Origin of the sequence: Citrobacter sp. RHBSTW-00570, from assembly GCF_013739755.1 — a bacterium.
Taxonomy (GTDB): domain Bacteria; phylum Pseudomonadota; class Gammaproteobacteria; order Enterobacterales; family Enterobacteriaceae; genus Citrobacter; species Citrobacter braakii.
Map to the genome: position 1 here is coordinate 4,516,320 of NZ_CP056399.1, position 17,552 is coordinate 4,533,871.

Genomic DNA, 17,552 nt, shown 5'->3' on the forward strand with positions numbered 1-17,552 from the left:
GTTCCTCCATTGTCAGCTCTGATGAAGATTTTCGTCACTCCACCAGCAATAATTTATAAAGCGGTTGATTCTCTTCAACCAAATCAGCAAGTGTGTAGTTGTCCAGTTCCGTGAGAAAACTTTGCACTGCCTTAGAAAGCGCCTGTTTAAGTCGACAGGCTGGGGTAATGTGGCAAAACTCGCTGCTACAATTGACCAACGATAGTGGTTCCAGCTCGCGAACCACATCACCAATACCAATATCCTTAGCTGGTTTACCCAGGCGGATACCGCCATTTTTTCCTCGAATAGCAGTAACGAAGCCCGCACGGCTAAGTTGATTGATTATTTTGACCATATGATTACGGGACACGCCGTAGACTTCTGTCACCTCAGAAATACTGGTCATACGTCCTTCGGGAAGTGACGCCATATAGATTAGCGCACGTAATCCGTAATCGGTGAAACTTGTTAACTGCACATCAACCTCAGGAAAAGGGATAAAACGGATAAACCTGGTGGTATTAATTACATTGATGATAAACCAGCCACCAGCCAGGTCGCTAATTTATTTCAGTTCAGGAAGGAAAAAAGCGAGGAACTTACGTGATTTTAAGCCGGATTATGATGCAAAGCGCCTCATCCGGCCAAAGATAGTGCAAGCGCAGCGCCATTCGACGCCACGCTATAACCAGAATTATGCGTCGAACGGGTCGCGCAGGATCATGGTTTCAGTACGGTCTGGGCCAGTTGAGATAATATCAATCGGCACACCGGTCAGTTCTTCAATACGCTTGATGTAGTTCAGTGCTGCCTGCGGCAGACCGCTACGTTCCTTCACACCGAAGGTGGATTCAGACCAGCCCGGCATGGTTTCGTAGATCGGCTCGATACCTTTCCAGTCGTCTGCAGCCAGCGGGGTAGTCGTTACTTCACGGCCATCCGGCATACGGTAAGCGACACAGATTTTCACCTCTTTCAAACCGTCCAGTACGTCCAGTTTGGTCAGGCAGAAGCCAGACAGGGAGTTAATCTGTACTGCACGGCGTACAGCAACGGAGTCCAGCCAACCGGTGCGACGACGACGACCGGTGGTCGCGCCATACTCGTTACCTTGTTTGCACAGGAACTCGCCAACGTCATCAAACAGCTCAGTCGGGAACGGACCCGCGCCTACACGTGTAGAGTAAGCTTTGATGATACCCAGAACGTAATCCACATAACGTGGACCCAGGCCGGAGCCGGTCGCCACGCCACCTGCGGTGGTGTTGGAAGACGTTACGTACGGATAGGTACCGTGGTCGATATCCAGCAGGGTACCCTGTGCGCCTTCGAACATGACGAAATCGCCACGCTTACGCGCCTGGTCCAGCAGATCGGAAACATCAACAACCATAGAGGTCAGGATGTCGGCAATCGCCATCACATCATCCAGCACTTTCTGGTAGTCAACTGCTTCAACTTTATAGAAATTCACCAGCTGGAAGTTGTGATATTCCATCACTTCTTTCAGTTTTTCAGCGAAGGTTGCTTTATCAAACAGATCGCCAACGCGCAGACCGCGACGAGCTACTTTGTCTTCATAAGCCGGACCGATGCCACGACCGGTAGTACCGATCGCTTTCTCGCCACGCGCTTTCTCACGAGCATTATCCAACGCAACGTGATAATCAAGGATCAGCGGACAAGCTTCAGACAACAGCAGGCGCTCGCGAACCGGGATGCCACGATCTTCCAGTCCTTTCATTTCTTTCATCAGCGCGGACGGAGACAGTACAACACCGTTACCGATGATGCTGATGACATTCTCGCGAAGAATACCTGATGGAATAAGATGGAGGACGGTTTTTTCACCGTTGATTACGAGAGTATGGCCTGCGTTGTGACCACCCTGGTAGCGCACAACATATTTAGCCCGTTCAGTCAGAAGATCGACGATCTTCCCTTTACCTTCGTCACCCCATTGGGTGCCCAGTACGACGACGTTGTTACCCATTTTTCAAAATCACCGTTTGCTTAAAAATGGATTCTACCACCGCTTTTTCAGATATACAGCACTTTTTGCATGCGAAAATCCGCAAAATAGGCTACTTATTGATCAGCCAATCGTTTTCCTCAACATGTAGTAGACCACAACGCCCGCAACCACAAGACCTCCACCAAAACGACGCAAAGTATTTTCGGGAAGTTGCACCATTGCGGAAATCATTTTCTTCCACGCGCGGGGATAAAGCATAGGGCCCAGGCCTTCCAGCACCAAAACCAGCGCGAGCGCCAGCAAAATTGTTGAATTCATCCATCGTCCTTTTATAAAAAGAAAACCACCGCATCCCTGGGGATGCCGGTGGTTTTGCTGGTTTAAAACCGCTGGAACTTTATTAGCGTGTCGTAGTGCTCGGTGTCTTCATGTAGCGGAAGAAATCGCTGTCCGGGCTCATGACCATCACGTCCTGGTTGCCTTCGAAGCTCTTCTCGTAAGCACGCAGGCTACGGATGAAGGCGTAGAAGTCAGGATCCTGGCTGAACGCATCGGCAAACAGTTTAGCGGCTTCTGCATCGCCTTCACCGCGCATGATGCGGCCTTGACGCTCAGATTCTGCCAGCGTTTTAGTCACTTCATAATCCGCCGTGGCACGCAGTTTTTCCGCTTCTTCCTGACCTTGTGAACGATGGCGACGCGCTACCGCTTCACGCTCAGCGCGCATACGGTTGTAGATAGCCTCAGACACTTCAGCAGGCAGGTTGATTTGCTTGATACGCACGTCAACCACTTCGATGCCCAATGCCGCCATACTGTTCGGGTTGATGACCGGTACTTTACCGTTTGTTTCAGCCTGAACACGCTCAGCAGCTTCGGCAATCGCGCTATCTGCCGCCGGAGTCGCGACTTCATCTTCCGTGCCAGCAGAACCGGAGTTCAGCGCATCACGAACTTCCAGCGTCAGACGACCGCGGGAATCGGTAACGATGTCTTTCACGTCCAGACGACCAATTTCAGAACGCAGACGGTCAGAGAACTTACGTTTCAGCAGGACTTCTGCCTGAGAAACATCGCCACCGCCCGTTGCCAGGTAGTAACGGCTAAAGTCACTGATGCGCCACTTAATGTAGGAGTCAACGATCAGGTCTTTCTTCTCTTTGGTAACAAAGCGATCGGCCTGGTTGTCCATGGTCTGAATACGCGCATCCAGCATCTTCACAGATTCAATAAACGGAATCTTGAAGTGCAGGCCTGGTGCAACAACCAGCGGCTTGTTTTCATCGTCACGCAGAACTTTACCAAAGCGCAGAGTAATCCCGCGCTCGCCTTCTTTGACCACAAAGACAGACATGAACAGAACTACCAGAACGATGATGATAATCGCAATAACTGACTTACGCATCGTTATTCCCCCTGACGCTGGTAGTCGTTACGCTGCGCGTTCGCGCGGCGTTGGTCCATAATATCGCCCTGACTGGTGGACGAGGTATTGCTTGCTCCAGTGCCGGACGTCGTTGCTGGCGGCAGACGCAGCAGGTTTGAACTGCTGTCACTCTTTGCTGCTGGCGCACTACCGCCTTTCAGCATTTGATCCAGCGGCAGAACCATCAGATTGCTGCCCTTATCGTTAACCAGGACTTTGCGGGTATTGCTCAGCACTTTTTCCATGGTTTCGATATACAGACGCTCGCGAGTAATTTGCGGTGCGGCTTTATATTCCGGCAGAATTTTTGCGAAACGAGCCACTTCACCCTGTGCTTCCAGGATGGTTCGCGTTTTGTAAGCACGCGCTTCTTCCAGAATACGCTGCGCCTGACCGTTAGCACGTGGCTGAACTTCGTTGGTGTACGCTTCTGCTTCACGGATGTACTGCTGCTCGTTTTCACGTGCTGCAATGGCATCGTCAAACGCGGCTTTTACTTCTTCCGGCGGACGTGCTGCCTGGAAGTTGACGTCCAGCAGGGTGATACCCATGTTGTACGGACGGATCGTTTCTTCCAGTTCACGCTGGGTATCGCTACGAATAACGGTACGCCCTTCGGTCAGGATACGGTCCATGGTGTATTTACCGATAACCCCACGCAGGGCGCTGTCGGTTGCCTGACGCAGACTGTCATCCGCGCTGGTTACGCTAAACAGGTAACGCTGCGGATCGGTCACGCGGTACTGCACGTTCATTTCAACGCGTACGACGTTTTCGTCAGAGGTCAGCATCACGCCGGATGCGGCAAGTTCACGCACGGCTTCCACGTTGACCGGGGTCACTTCGTCGACAAAGGTCGGTTTCCAGTTCAGACCCGGTTCAACCAAATGGCTGAATTTACCGAAGCGTGTCACCACGCCGCGTTCCGCTTCTTTAATGGTGTAGAAACCGCTGGCCGCCCAGATAATGACGATAGCTGCCGCTGCGATAGTAAAGACTCGACCACCCAATTGCGGACGCGGGCCTTGCGATGAGCTACCGCCGCCAGAACCAGCACCTTTACCGCCACCCAGACCACCGAGCTTTTTACTCAGTTTGCGGAAGATATCATCCAGATCGGGAGGTCCCTGATCGCGACCACCTTTGTTTCCATTTCCCTCAGGGTTGCCGCCAGGTTTGCTGCTTCCCCACGGGTCGCGGTCTTGTCCGTTATTACCGGGCTGATTCCACGCCATTTTTGTGCTCCATATTTGTTATGCGATGCTATACCTGCGTATTTTACGCTGCCGATGCGTTGGCTACGCCCCTTAATCTCAGTCACATAGTTGACTATGCTCCTGAAGATTTCAGGACTTGCCACCTTCATGCTGCACAAAACCCACAAGGTATAGAGGCGAAAAAATCTTCAGGCCATATCCGTCAGGTCAGACAATATAGTCTTCCAGTGCCGGTTCTTGTTTACAGAGGCGACGCCAGTCTACGATCGGCATACGAACCTGCAGACCCACGCTGCCGTCCTCCTCCATCCACTCTCTTTCTATTGCCTGAAGTTGGTAAAACCGGCTTCTCAGACGCCCTTCCTGCGGCGGCAAACGCAACGTATGCTGCGCCACCTCACCGGAAAGTCGCTCAGTCAAAGCCTGAAAAAGCTGTGGTATACCTATTCCCGTTTGCGCTGAAACCCAAACGCGAATGGGTTTATTCTCTTCATCTCTGTCGATACGTGGTTCAAAATCATCCAGCATATCGATTTTATTCATCACCAGCAGAGTCGGGATCTCATGCGCATCGATCTCTTCGAGCACCGTGTCGACGGCCTCGATGTTTTCCTGCACACGAAAATCTGCAGCATCAATAACATGCAGCAGCAATGTCGCCTGACGCGTTTCCTGCAGGGTGGCTTTAAACGCCGCCACCAGGTCGTGCGGCAAATGACGGATAAACCCTACGGTATCCGCCAGCACGGTTTCACCGACGTCCGCTACGTCTATACGGCGCAGCGTTGGGTCCAGGGTCGCAAACAGCTGATCCGCTGCGTAAACCCGGGCTTCGGTGATCTGGTTGAACAGGGTGGATTTTCCGGCGTTGGTATATCCCACCAGTGATACGGTTGGGACATCCGCTTTCTTGCGCGACTGTCGCCCCTGCTCACGTTGCTTTTCAACTTTTTCCAGGCGCGACTGTATTTGCAAAATGCGATTACGCAGCAAACGACGGTCGGTTTCGAGCTGGGTTTCACCCGGACCGCGCAAACCAATCCCGCCCTTTTGCCTTTCAAGGTGGGTCCAGCCACGGACCAGACGAGTAGCCATATGGCGCAACTGCGCCAGCTCAACCTGCAACTTACCCTCATGGGTGCGCGCACGCTGGGCAAAAATATCTAAAATAAGACCTGTCCTGTCGATAACAAGACACTGGCACAACTGTTCCAGGTTACGTTCCTGGGCGGGGCTTAGAGCATGATCAAAAATCACCACCGCAGCGCCAGTCGCTTTTACGGCTTCCGCAATTTCGATTGCCTTACCTTCACCAACAAAATACTTCGGGTGCGGTGCTTTACGGCTCCCGGTAATCACCTGCATTGCTTCGACACCGGCGGAAGAAACCAGAGATTCAAACTCCTGGAGGTCTTCCATATCTTTGTCTTGCGAAAAATAGATGTGTACCAGTACCGCCTGCTCACCGGCATCATAACGGTCAAACAAGCGTCAACCCCTTAATATATATCAACGGGGAACGCAGGATCGCTGGCTCCCCGTGTGTAAAACAGCTAACAACCTTATTCGGTTTCTTCGCTGTCCTGTTGCGCAGATGAACCTTGCGCGTTGCTACCGTGATGGTAGTTGCTGCCAGTGCCGCCGGTGGCATTATTGCTGTGATGAGAAACCGGGCGAGACGGGACAACAGTAGAAATCGCGTGCTTATAAACCATCTGGCTGACCGTGTTTTTCAACAGGATCACGAACTGATCAAAAGACTCGATTTGACCTTGCAGCTTAATACCATTCACCAAATAAATAGAAACTGGAACACGTTCCCGACGCAGTGCGTTCAGGAACGGATCTTGTAAAGATTGCCCCTTAGCCATTCTCTCTTTTCCTTATATGCTTATTTGTACTTTGAACCTTTCGATTCTGAAAAATTGCGCACGATACGTTTCAATTGTACACATTCAGTTCGCGATAGCACCAACAACCTGTAATACTTCGTTTCGCGCCTGGTCAGGCTTTTCACTGTCAAGCCAGTGCACCCCTTCCCAACCACGCAACCAGGTTACCTGTCGCTTCGCCAACTGCCTCGTGGCGCAAACACCTCTATAAACCATTTCATCGTATGAAATTTCGCCTTCAATGTATGACCACATCTGGCGATACCCTACACAACGAATGGAAGGCAAATCCGTATGCAAATCTCCACGGGCAAATAGCGCCCGGACTTCTGCTTCAAAACCTGAAGCCAACATCTGATGAAAACGCTGCTCAATTCGCTGATGGAGCAGTTCACGGCTCGCCGGGGCGATAGCAAACTGATGCACCTGATACGGCAAAGCATCTCCTGACGTTTGCGTCAGCTCCGTTAAAGTTTTACCCGAAATGAAAAAAACTTCCAGTGCCCGGGAAAGTCTTTGCGGATCATTTGGATGAATACGCGCCGCAGCCACCGGATCTATTTCCTGAAGCTGTCGGTGTAACACGTCCCACCCATGCTCTGCCGCCTGCTGCTCAATTCTGGCCCTGACTTCCGGATCTGCCGACGGTAACGGCGACAGCCCTTCAAGCAAGGCTTTGAAATATAACATTGTGCCGCCCACCAGCAGCGGAATACGCCCCGCGGCGGTGATATCGGCCATCTCGGCTAACGCATCGCGGCGAAAATCCGCAGCAGAGTACGCCTGGGACGGATCGCGGATATCCAGCAACCGGTGCGGCGCGGCCTGTAATTCATCTGCATCAGGCTTGGCTGTACCGATATCCATCCCCTTGTAAATAAGGGCGGAATCAACGCTTATCAACTCTACAGGCAAAACTTTACGCAATTCAATTGCCAGTGCCGTTTTACCGGAGGCCGTCGGCCCCATCAAAAAAATCGCCTTTGGCAGGCTCGCCTTACGGGTATCACTCATGTTTCAGGGCATTCATTACCGAATGTAAATCAACAGGTTGTAACAAACCACCCGGCGGCGCCTTCACGAGTTGTGGACAAAGCCGCTCAACATCCGCTAACAGCGTAATCGCCTGAGCCATGCTCCTCTGCGGATGCTCGCTAATCAGATTACGTGCAATCCACTGTGCAATATTGCCCGGTTCGAATTCGGACTGCTGCGCCAGGTAGCCTATCAGTTCAGGAATCAAGATTTGTAAATTTTGTTGGCGTAAGGGTAAAGGCACCGCCCGGATGGTCACATGCTGTGCATCCAGTTGAAATTCAATACCCAACTCAGCCAGTTGGCTCTGCCCTTTTTGCAGCGCCGCTTTTTCATCAGCGTTTACTTTTAGACGTAAAGGGATCAGTAACGGCTGAGCGCAAACGACGCCCTGGTCCGGCGTTAACTGCGCCTGACGTAGCCAACGTTCCGCCACCGGCAATGCCAGCAACCGAATATGACCATCGCATTCGAGTAATGCGCAGTCCGTACCGACAATGGTTAGCACCCGCCCAAAGCCCTGACTGCTGCCGGTCAGAGGTGCTGATGGCGTTTCAGAAACCGGCGTTTTACGCGGCGGAACCGGCGTCTGTAGCAGTTGCTGATAAATCTCACCCTGCTGCTTTTGATATCCAGGTTGGGCATGAGGCCAGCTGGCCCCCGTCTGACGGCCACCACTACTGCCAGCGCCAGCAGATGCTGAGTAACGCGGCGTCGCAGGTTCACGCGCCGGGGCCGGTTCGGCAAAATGGTTACGCCCGGCCGCGACGCGGTTTTCCGGGATGTGCCTTGGGGCGGGCTCGTCGTCATCAGCCAACGGCAGCGGCGTTTCAAGCTGCTGTTGCAGGACGCTCAACACGCCCTGGTAAATAAAATCATGCACCAGGCGGGACTGATGAAAACGGACCTCATGTTTGGCGGGATGTACGTTAACATCCACCTGATGCGGGTCGATTTCCAGATACAACACAAAAGCGGGCTGCTGATCGGCTCCCAGCTTATCTTCACAGGCCTGACGAATAGCATGGTTGATCAACCGGTCGCGCATCATCCGGCCATTCACATAGCAGTACTGGATTTCCGCCAGCGCCGCCGTTGTGTGGTTAGGATCGGCCACCCAACCGCGCAGCGTTAAATCGCCATGCTGCCATTCAATCGCCAGCGCATGTTCCAGAAACGGCGTGCCGCAAATCGCGCCCAGTCGGCGCTCCTGCTGCCCATCCGCAGCCACTGCCCGGTACTGGCGCACCACTTTGCCGTTGTGCGACAAATTAATCGTCACATCAAAACGTGCCAGCGCAATACGGCGGATTATTTCGTCGATATGATTAAATTCCGTTTTCTCGGTGCGCATAAACTTGCGCCGCGCCGGGGTGTTGTAGAACAGATCTAACACCTCCAGCGTGGTTCCCACCGGATGCGCAGCGGGTTTAACCGTCACATCCATGTCGCGCCCTTCGGCATAGGCTTGCCAGGCTTCAGGTTGTTCTTGCGTACGCGACGTCAGGGTTAAACGAGAAACGGAGCTGATACTGGCCAGCGCTTCGCCGCGAAACCCGAGGCTCACGATGGCTTCGAGATCGTCAAGCGAGGAAATTTTACTGGTGGCATGACGCGCCAGCGCCAGCGCCAGCTCGTCTTTTTTAATCCCGCAGCCGTTGTCACGAATACGGATAAGCTTCGCGCCGCCGCGCTCAATATCAATATCAATGCGTGTCGCACCGGCATCGATACTGTTTTCCACCAGCTCCTTCACCACTGACGCAGGCCGTTCTACCACCTCGCCTGCGGCAATCTGGTTCGCCAGCTGTGGCGGTAGAACCTGAATCGGCATGGCTAATCCTTAATTTGTTAACGTGTTACCAGGCGATACCGCACTGGCGGTTTGCGCCGGTGTGCCCTGAGGCCCGGTTTGCATCGGGTGCGCCTGGAAATAGTTACGCAATCCTTTGTAAATTGCCTCGGCCAGCTGCTGCTGGTAGTCATCACTCGCCAACAGACGCTCTTCGCTGTTGTTACTGATAAAGCCGGTTTCAACCAGCACTGACGGGATATCAGGCGAACGTAATACCCCAAGGCTGGCGTGTTCCGGACGACGCTTATGCATCGAGCCAATACGTTCTAACTGGCCGATCATGCTGGTCGCTACATCATACCCAACGCGTTGCGAATGACCGAACTGCAGATCCAACACGGCCTGGCTGAGATAAGGATCGGACTGGCTGTTTGCCAGAACATCGCCCGCCCCACCCAACAGTTCCGATTGCTTTTCGTGCTGTTCCAGCCAGCCGGCCATCTCACTGTTTGCCCGACGGTTTGACAGTACCCAGACGGAAGCACCAGTGGCATCCCGGTTTGGCGCAGCATCCGCATGAATAGAGACCAGGAAGTTGGCGTTTTGTTTACGCGCAACGTCTGAACGCCCCATCACCGAAATAAAGTAATCGCCATCACGGGTGAGTACGCCTTTAAACATCGGGTCATCATTGAGCAAACTGCGCAGTTTGCGCGCCACGGCAATCGTGACGTTTTTCTCACGTGTGCCACCGGGACCAATAGCGCCAGGATCCTGCCCGCCGTGTCCGGCATCAATGGCGATAACTACTTTTTCGCCGTTACTGGTACTGGCGCGCACCGCAGGTCGTGTGGAGGTATTACTGTTGGTTACCATCGTGGTGCGATCGTTTTCCGCTTTAAACGGATTACGCGCAGGCTCGGCAGGGCGCGGGGCGATAACCGGCGCTTCAACACGCTTCGCAACCACTGGAGGTGGTGGAGGTGGCGGTGGCGCATCAGCTTTGATGGTAAACACGACGGTATAATTGCCGCCGTTCTGGCGTTTTACGGCTTCGGCTTTGCCGTTCTCGGTTAAATCCACCACCAGGCGCAGAGACTGCGCATCTTTTGGCGTGCCGGAACGGATAGATTTCACCAGATTATTGCCGCTAAACAGCAGCGGTAACCCCTGAATCACACCGGTTTGTTTAATATCCAACGCGACGGTTCGTTTCCCGTCCTGCGAAACTGCGTATTCAGGATCGCCAATAAAGCTCAGCGTAATCCGCGCTTGCTGATCGCCATTGGACACCTGAAGATCGGAGAGGCTGGCGGCCCCTGCCTGCGCGCACAGCAGGACCAGTGTTGCCATCAGCCAGTTTCTGATGCGATAAATCATCCCGCCACCCTTAAGGTTAATCGGCTAAACGCGCCAGCAATAAATCACCCGATGAGGAGACTGCGCTTATGCGCGCCTCTCGACCTTGCGCCTGATATTCAATGTGTATTTCGACGTCCGGGTCTGGCAGTACACCTTTACCTTGTTGCGGCCATTCCACCAGGCAGATGGCGTCATTGGCAAAATAATCGCGGATCCCCATAAATTCCAGCTCCTCTGGGTCCGCAAGTCGGTACAGATCGAAGTGATATACCATCAAATTATCGAGCGAATAGGGTTCAACCAGCGTATAGGTGGGGCTTTTTACATTTCCTTTGTGACCTAACGCCTGCAGGAATCCCCGGCTGAAAGTGGTTTTACCCGCCCCCAGGTCGCCGTACAAATAAATTACCGTCGCGCCATCACAGGCTTTGGCTACCCGCAGTCCCAGGTCTAAAGTCGCCTGCTCATCAGGTAGTGGAATTACTCGATTCATCATGATAAACGTCAATCACATCAGGGTTAACAATACGCTGTAGCGTGGTAAAGAGATCTGTCGCCAGCATGCCGCGCGTACCAAAACGCGCCGCCAGCACATCCGCCGCCGCACCGTGTGCGACACATCCCGCACATGCCGCATCATACGGGGTAAGCTTCTGTCCGAGCAATGCGCCAATAATACCGGAAAGCACATCACCCATTCCGCCGCTGGCCATTCCAGCATTGCCGGTATCAATAATACCCAATTCGGCCTGTTCGGCAGCAACAACCGTACCCGCGCCTTTCAGCACGACGACGCCTCCGTACCGTTTTACCAGACGTTGTGCGCAAAGTAATCGATCGTCTTCAATTTCTGCAATGGAACAGCCCAGAAGTCGCGCGGCTTCACCAGGATGCGGCGTGATCACGCGATTGTGACGTTTATCAGGGTTGATTGCCAGCAGGTTCAGCGCATCCGCATCCCAGAGCATCGGTTTGCGAAAATTCTCTACCTTTTGCAGCGCTTTTTTACCCCACTCCTGCTGACCAAGCCCTGGTCCTATCACCACAACATCCGCCCACGCCAGGCTCTCTTCCAGAGTCTGCGGCGTCAGCGCATCGACCATCAGTTCCGGTCTGGCAGTCAGAATAGGCGCAATATTTTCACTTCGGGTCAGCACTTTGACCAGCCCGGCTCCTGCACGCAGCGCCGCTTCACCGGCCATGCGTATTGCGCCGGCCGTGCCGTGGTCACCACCGATGATCACCAGCCGACCGTGGGAGCCTTTGTGCGAGGTGGGTCGACGCGGCGTTAACCAGTGTACAAGCTGTTGAGCATCAAACCGTTGCAGCGGCGCGTTCTGCCCCGCCAGCCAGTCGTCCAGTCCGAGTGCGTTAACATGCAGGCGTCCGGTGACATCGCGCGCTTTACCGGTTAGCAGACCAGGCTTTAACGCAATAAAGGTCACGGTGTGCGCAGCATTGATAACCGCACCCGGCGCCGCGCCCGTCTGCGCCAGCAGGCCGGATGGAATGTCTATCGCCACGACAGGGGCAGGATGGTGATTGGCACGTTCGATCAATGCCGAGAGAGGCTCACGCGGCGCGTGTTTTAAGCCCGTGCCTGACAGCGCATCAATAATGATGTCCACGCGATCTGGCCAATTGATATCCGCAGCATGAATGACGCCACCGGCGTTAAGCCAGGCGTCGCGCGCCTGCTGTGCTTCCTCAGGGAGCGCTTTATCACTCTCCTGTGCCAGCAACGTAATATCAAGCCCCTGAGCTTTGGCAAGCCTTGCCACCACGTAACCATCACCACCGTTGTTGCCATGACCACATAGCACCAGCCAGTGCTGAGCGTTTGGATATGTCTTGCGGGTGACCTGAAACGCCGCCTCTCCCGCCCGTTGCATCAGCTCGTACAACGTCAGTCCTAAACTGTCTGCCGCCTCTCGCTCCATCCGCCTGATGTCATCGGCGTGCCAAATGGAGTGTGGTATACTTGCGGGGTTTTTCTTCATTGTATGGTCCGTCATGTCAGAGCCCCTCGATCTCAATCAGTTAGCGCAAAATATTAAGCAGTGGGGGCTGGAGCTTGGCTTTCAGCAGGTCGGTATTGCCGATACCGACCTCAGCGAAGCGGAGCCCAAACTGCAGGCCTGGCTGGATAAACACTATCACGGCGAGATGGACTGGATGGCCCGTCACGGCATGATGCGCGCCCGACCTCACGAATTATTACCCGGTACGTTACGTGTCATCAGCGTACGTATGAACTATCTTCCTGCCAATGCGGCCTTTGCCAGTACGTTGAAAAACCCCACTCTGGGTTACGTCAGCCGTTACGCGCTTGGGCGCGACTACCATAAACTGCTGCGTAACCGCTTAAAAAAGCTGGGAGAGAGGATTCAACAGCACTGCGTTTCGCTGAATTTTAGACCTTTTGTCGATTCTGCGCCCATTCTTGAGCGTCCATTAGCGGAAAAAGCCGGGCTTGGCTGGACAGGTAAGCACTCACTTATCCTCAATCGCGCAGCCGGTTCATTTTTCTTTCTCGGGGAATTACTGATCGATTTGCCCCTGCCGGTCGACAACCCAGTAGAAGAAGGATGCGGGAAATGCGTCGCCTGTATGACCATCTGTCCCACCGGAGCCATCGTTGAACCCTACACGGTAGATGCGCGCCGCTGTATCTCTTATCTCACTATCGAACTGGAAGGTGCGATCCCGGAAGAGTTTCGTCCCCTGTTGGGGAATCGAATTTACGGCTGCGATGATTGCCAACTCATTTGCCCGTGGAACCGTTACTCTCAGTTGACGACAGAGGATGACTTCAACCCACGCAAACAACTTCATGCTCCAGAGTTAATAGAGCTGTTTAGCTGGAGCGAAGCGTGGTTTTTAAAAGTCACGGAGGGGTCTGCTATTCGTCGTATTGGTCACCTGCGCTGGCTGCGAAATATCGCTGTTGCGCTGGGTAATGCCCCATGGGATGAAGCCGTTATTCACGCGCTGGAAAGTCGCAGAGGTGAGCACCCACTTCTCGACGAACACATAGAGTGGGCGGTTGCTCAGCAAATCGAGAAGCGAAATGCCTGCGTAGTTGAAGTGCAGTTACCGAAGAAACAACGTTTGGTCAGGGTCATTGAAAAGGGTCTGCCGCGTGACGCTTAAGTCATCCACAGCTTGTGTATAAAAATAAAAACACATTGATATTCAAGAGGGAAAAAATCGTCAAGTGATCGCATTAACAATTTGAAATGATAATTAATTCAATATTTTCAAAGAGTTAAAATGATACTATTCACCCGACTAAGTTTTTTGCATTCCAGGAATAATACCCGAACCTGTGGATAAGTCTGTTTACAAGAGTATGTCAATGACGAAACAAAACGTCCCCAACGTATTTATTCGCTGTGGATATTTTTATTGGGGTAAGAATTTGGAGCGGGAAACGAGACTCGAACTCGCGACCCCGACCTTGGCAAGGTCGTGCTCTACCAACTGAGCTATTCCCGCTTGGGTGTGTCTGTGCTTTGTAGACATAAGCACTTTCAAATTTTGGAGCGGGAAACGAGACTCGAACTCGCGACCCCGACCTTGGCAAGGTCGTGCTCTACCAACTGAGCTATTCCCGCTTAATCTTCGTCTTTCGAACCACTACTGCGTTGGCTGCCTTCATTCGCCTAAGTTACTTACTTTAGTAAGCTCCTAAGGACTCATTCAGTTGCCGCCTTGTCGCAATTCGAAATTCTGCGATTGGTGGTCTGTGCTTTACAAGCACTTTCAAATTTTGGAGCGGGAAACGAGACTCGAACTCGCGACCCCGACCTTGGCAAGGTCGTGCTCTACCAACTGAGCTATTCCCGCAAATTTGTACTGCTTTTGCTGCTGCCGTAACGTGTAATTCTCTGTCGTTACGGGAGGCGCATTATACGAGAAATCCGTTTAGCTGCAACCCCCCTAAAAGCGATTTTTTCGTTTTTCTGTTTAAATGCTGAATTTATCGGCAAGTCGTCTAATTTAGCGACAATCCTACCTCAGTGCAAGCGCGCAGGAACGATATTCGTAGGCCGGGTAAGCCGCAGCGCCGTCCGGCCATCCACAAAATCAAAGCTTAATAAAATGTTCGCGATAGTAAGCAAGCTCAGCAACAGATTCACGAATATCGTCCATCGCCTGATGCGTTCCCTGCTTGGTGAAGCCAGCAAGAATTTCCGGCTTCCAACGACGCGCCAGCTCTTTCAACGTACTGACGTCAAGATAGCGATAATGGAAATATGCCTCAAGCTCCGGCATGTATTTAAACAGGAAACGACGATCCTGACCGATGCTGTTGCCGCAGATAGGTGATTTCCCTTCTGGAACCCACTCTTTCAAAAAAGCCAGCGTAGCCAGTTCAGCTTCACGATCCCCCATGGTGCTCGCCTTCACGCGATCCACTAGCCCACTACCGGTATGCGTACGTACGTTCCAGTCATCCATTAATGCCAGCTGTTCGTCGGACTGGTGCACCGCAATTGTCGGTCCTTCAGCCAGAATATTCAGGTTGGCATCCGTCACCAGCGTGGCTATCTCAATTATGCGATCGCGCTCGGGATCCAGACCTGTCATCTCCAGATCGATCCAAATCAGGTTGTTTTCATTGGCACTCATGCTATTTTCCACCCTTCAGCGTCACATTCAGTGTGACTATATTCATCTAAAATTGCGTGTATCATAAATGTTTTGCCCATTATGGGCGACCAGGAGTCAGTCCGATTGAGTAAGAATAAACTCTCCAAAGGCCAACAGCGCCGTGTGAACGCCAATCACCAGCGTCGTCTGAAAACGTCCACGGAGAAGCCAGACTACGACGACAACCTGTTTGGCGAAACCGCTGAAGGCATCGTTATCAGCCGTTTTGGTATGCATGCCGACGTGGAATCTGCTGACGGTGAGATTCACCGCTGCAACATCCGCCGTACAATTCGCTCGTTGGTTACCGGCGATCGCGTTGTCTGGCGCCCGGGAAAAGCAGCAGCAGAAGGCGTGAATGTCAAAGGCATCGTTGAAGCGGTACACGAGCGTACCTCGGTACTGACACGTCCCGACTTTTACGACGGGGTAAAACCCATTGCCGCCAACATCAACCAGATCGTTATTGTCTCAGCCATCTTACCCGAGCTGTCACTCAATATTATCGACCGGTATCTGGTAGCCTGTGAAACGCTACACGTTGAACCAATTATCGTCTTGAATAAGATCGATCTGCTGGATGACGAAGGCATGGCCTTTGTTAACGAACAGATGGATATTTATCGCCACATTGGCTATCGCGTGTTGATGGTATCAAGCCGCACGAAAGACGGCCTGAAACCGCTTGAAGAAGCATTAACCGATCGCATCAGCATTTTTGCCGGTCAGTCGGGCGTTGGTAAATCTAGCCTGCTCAATAATCTTCTCGGCCTGCAGGAAGAGATTCTGACCAACGATGTCTCCGACAACTCTGGCCTTGGACAGCACACCACCACTGCCTCTCGCCTGTATCATTTCCCGCACGGTGGCGACGTTATCGACTCCCCTGGCGTACGTGAGTTCGGGTTGTGGCATCTGGAGCCGGAACAAATCACACATGGTTTTGTCGAATTCCATGACTACCTGGGCCACTGCAAATACCGCGACTGCAAGCATGATACCGATCCAGGCTGCGCTATCCGTGAGGCCGTAGAAAAAGGGGCAATAGCCGAAACTCGGTTTGAAAATTATCACCGCATCTTGGAAAGCATGGCGCAGGTAAAAACACGTAAAAACTTTTCTGATACAGACAACTGACAACTAAGCTAAGCATCGCTAGAATCGTCCCCCTTTTTTCAGGATCCGGCCCGTATGCCGGATCGGGAACAAATTATGGCCTGGAGGCTACCTTGTTAAACTCATTTAAGCTTTCGCTACAATACATTCTGCCGAAACTATGGCTCACTCGCCTGGCGGGTTGGGGTGCGAGCAAACGAGCAGGATGGCTGACTAAACTGGTTATCGATCTGTTCGTGAAATATTACAAGGTCGATATGAAAGAGGCGCAAAAGCCGGATACCGCCAGCTATCGCACCTTTAACGACTTCTTTGTTCGCCCACTGCGCGACGACGTTCGCCCGATTAACACCGATCCAAACGTACTGGTCATGCCTGCTGACGGCGTGATTAACCAGTTAGGAAGCATCGAAGAAGACAAACTGCTGCAGGCCAAAGGGCACAGCTATACCCTTGAAGCACTGCTGGCCGGCAACTACCAGATGGCGGACAAATTCCGCAACGGTACGTTTGTGACCACTTACTTATCTCCACGCGATTACCACCGTGTACATATGCCGTGTAACGGTATCCTGCGTGAAATGATGTACGTGCCAGGCGATCTCTTCTCTGTAAATATCCTGACTGCGCAAAACGTTCCAAACCTGTTTGCACGCAACGAACGCGTAATCTGTCTGTTTGATACCGAATTTGGCCCGATGGTGCAGATTCTGGTCGGCGCGACCATCGTTGGCAGTATTGAAACCGCATGGGCTGGCACCATTACCCCACCGCGTGAAGGCGTCATCAAACGCTGGACCTGGCCGGAAGGCGAAAGCGAAGGGTCGGTGGCGCTGTTGAAAGGTCAGGAAATGGGCCGCTTTAAGCTCGGTTCCACCGTTATCAACCTGTTCGCGCCTGGCAAAGTTAACCTGGTTGAGCAGTTGCAGGACCTTTCAGTGACCAAAATCGGCCAGCCAATGGCCATCTCGACCGAGACATTCGTGACGCCAGAGGCAGAACCTGCCCCGCTTGCGAAAGAAGAGATCGAAGCAGAACACGACGCCAGCCCGCTGGTTGACGACAAAAAAGACGAAAGTTAAACATAGGAATCGCT

General features: G+C 52.7%; 16 protein-coding genes and 3 tRNA genes. 3 read left to right on the plus strand and 16 right to left on the minus strand.

Annotation, left to right across the window (positions count from 1 at the left end; translation table 11 throughout):
• Positions 1–34 precede the first annotated feature (34 nt).
• The 12 genes from nsrR to nnr form a co-directional block, all read right to left on the minus strand.
• Positions 35–460, minus strand: coding sequence for a nitric oxide-sensing transcriptional repressor NsrR (gene nsrR, locus HV237_RS21470; protein WP_003025609.1), 426 nt, complete (start codon positions 458–460; stop codon positions 35–37).
• Positions 461–676: 216 nt separating this feature from the next.
• Positions 677–1,975, minus strand: a complete 1,299-nt coding sequence (purA, locus tag HV237_RS21475) for an adenylosuccinate synthase (protein ID WP_003025606.1) — start codon at positions 1,973–1,975, stop codon at positions 677–679.
• A 102-nt stretch (positions 1,976–2,077) separates the two neighbouring features.
• Entirely contained in the window at positions 2,078–2,275 is a 198-nt protein-coding gene (locus tag HV237_RS21480) for a DUF2065 family protein (RefSeq protein WP_047358897.1), read from the minus strand.
• Between the two features lie 82 nt (positions 2,276–2,357).
• The gene (gene hflC, locus HV237_RS21485) at positions 2,358–3,362 is read right to left on the minus strand and encodes a protease modulator HflC (protein ID WP_016155510.1); all 1,005 of its coding nucleotides are present in this window, start codon (positions 3,360–3,362) and stop codon (positions 2,358–2,360) included.
• 2 nt (positions 3,363–3,364) lie between these two features.
• Positions 3,365–4,618, minus strand: coding sequence for an FtsH protease activity modulator HflK (gene hflK, locus HV237_RS21490; RefSeq protein ID WP_016151416.1), 1,254 nt, complete (start codon positions 4,616–4,618; stop codon positions 3,365–3,367).
• A gap of 189 nt (positions 4,619–4,807) precedes the next feature.
• Positions 4,808–6,088 carry a ribosome rescue GTPase HflX gene (gene hflX / locus HV237_RS21495; RefSeq protein ID WP_016151415.1) on the minus strand — a complete coding sequence of 427 codons (1,281 nt, stop codon included), beginning with the start codon at positions 6,086–6,088 and terminating at the stop codon, positions 4,808–4,810.
• Positions 6,089–6,162: 74 nt separating this feature from the next.
• The gene (hfq, locus tag HV237_RS21500; RefSeq protein ID WP_003025584.1) at positions 6,163–6,471 is read right to left on the minus strand and encodes an RNA chaperone Hfq; all 309 of its coding nucleotides are present in this window, start codon (positions 6,469–6,471) and stop codon (positions 6,163–6,165) included.
• 84 nt (positions 6,472–6,555) lie between these two features.
• On the minus strand, positions 6,556–7,506 hold the full coding sequence (gene miaA / locus HV237_RS21505) for a tRNA (adenosine(37)-N6)-dimethylallyltransferase MiaA (protein ID WP_047358898.1): 951 nt from the start codon (positions 7,504–7,506) through the stop codon (positions 6,556–6,558).
• Positions 7,499–9,361, minus strand: a complete 1,863-nt coding sequence (gene mutL / locus HV237_RS21510; protein WP_181541630.1) for a DNA mismatch repair endonuclease MutL — start codon at positions 9,359–9,361, stop codon at positions 7,499–7,501. Before mutL ends, miaA begins: the two co-directional genes overlap by 8 nt.
• Before the next feature lie 9 nt (positions 9,362–9,370).
• On the minus strand, positions 9,371–10,702 hold the full coding sequence (gene amiB, locus HV237_RS21515) for an N-acetylmuramoyl-L-alanine amidase AmiB (protein WP_047358900.1): 1,332 nt from the start codon (positions 10,700–10,702) through the stop codon (positions 9,371–9,373).
• Positions 10,703–10,718: 16 nt separating this feature from the next.
• The gene (tsaE, locus tag HV237_RS21520) at positions 10,719–11,180 is read right to left on the minus strand and encodes a tRNA (adenosine(37)-N6)-threonylcarbamoyltransferase complex ATPase subunit type 1 TsaE (protein WP_016151410.1); all 462 of its coding nucleotides are present in this window, start codon (positions 11,178–11,180) and stop codon (positions 10,719–10,721) included.
• Complete coding sequence (nnr, locus tag HV237_RS21525) at positions 11,152–12,699, minus strand: bifunctional ADP-dependent NAD(P)H-hydrate dehydratase/NAD(P)H-hydrate epimerase (RefSeq protein ID WP_072058792.1); 1,548 nt, start codon at positions 12,697–12,699, stop codon at positions 11,152–11,154. The genes tsaE and nnr overlap by 29 nt, the downstream gene beginning before the upstream one ends.
• Between nnr and queG the strand changes: the two genes are divergently transcribed.
• Positions 12,698–13,837 (plus strand): tRNA epoxyqueuosine(34) reductase QueG, encoded by a 1,140-nt coding sequence (gene queG, locus HV237_RS21530; protein WP_046275841.1) that lies wholly within the window; start codon positions 12,698–12,700, stop codon positions 13,835–13,837. The genes nnr and queG overlap by 2 nt on opposite strands.
• Before the next feature lie 269 nt (positions 13,838–14,106).
• On the opposite strand, the gene HV237_RS21535 is transcribed toward queG, so the two are convergent.
• From HV237_RS21535 to orn, 4 genes are all read right to left on the minus strand, one after another.
• Positions 14,107–14,182 (minus strand) — tRNA-Gly (locus HV237_RS21535).
• A 43-nt stretch (positions 14,183–14,225) separates the two neighbouring features.
• Positions 14,226–14,301, minus strand: a tRNA-Gly gene (locus HV237_RS21540).
• A 156-nt stretch (positions 14,302–14,457) separates the two neighbouring features.
• Positions 14,458–14,533, minus strand: a tRNA-Gly gene (locus HV237_RS21545).
• Positions 14,534–14,773: 240 nt separating this feature from the next.
• Positions 14,774–15,319, minus strand: coding sequence for an oligoribonuclease (orn, locus tag HV237_RS21550; RefSeq protein WP_016151407.1), 546 nt, complete (start codon positions 15,317–15,319; stop codon positions 14,774–14,776).
• 105 nt (positions 15,320–15,424) lie between these two features.
• Here orn and rsgA point away from each other — a divergent pair, with 105 nt between their 5' ends.
• Together rsgA and asd are read left to right on the plus strand one after the other, a co-directional pair.
• Complete coding sequence (gene rsgA / locus HV237_RS21555; RefSeq protein ID WP_019078196.1) at positions 15,425–16,477, plus strand: small ribosomal subunit biogenesis GTPase RsgA; 1,053 nt, start codon at positions 15,425–15,427, stop codon at positions 16,475–16,477.
• Positions 16,478–16,569: 92 nt separating this feature from the next.
• Positions 16,570–17,538: an archaetidylserine decarboxylase gene (asd, locus tag HV237_RS21560; RefSeq protein WP_047358902.1), complete on the plus strand. Its 969-nt coding sequence runs from the start codon at positions 16,570–16,572 to the stop codon at positions 17,536–17,538.
• Positions 17,539–17,552: the final 14 nt, after the last annotated feature.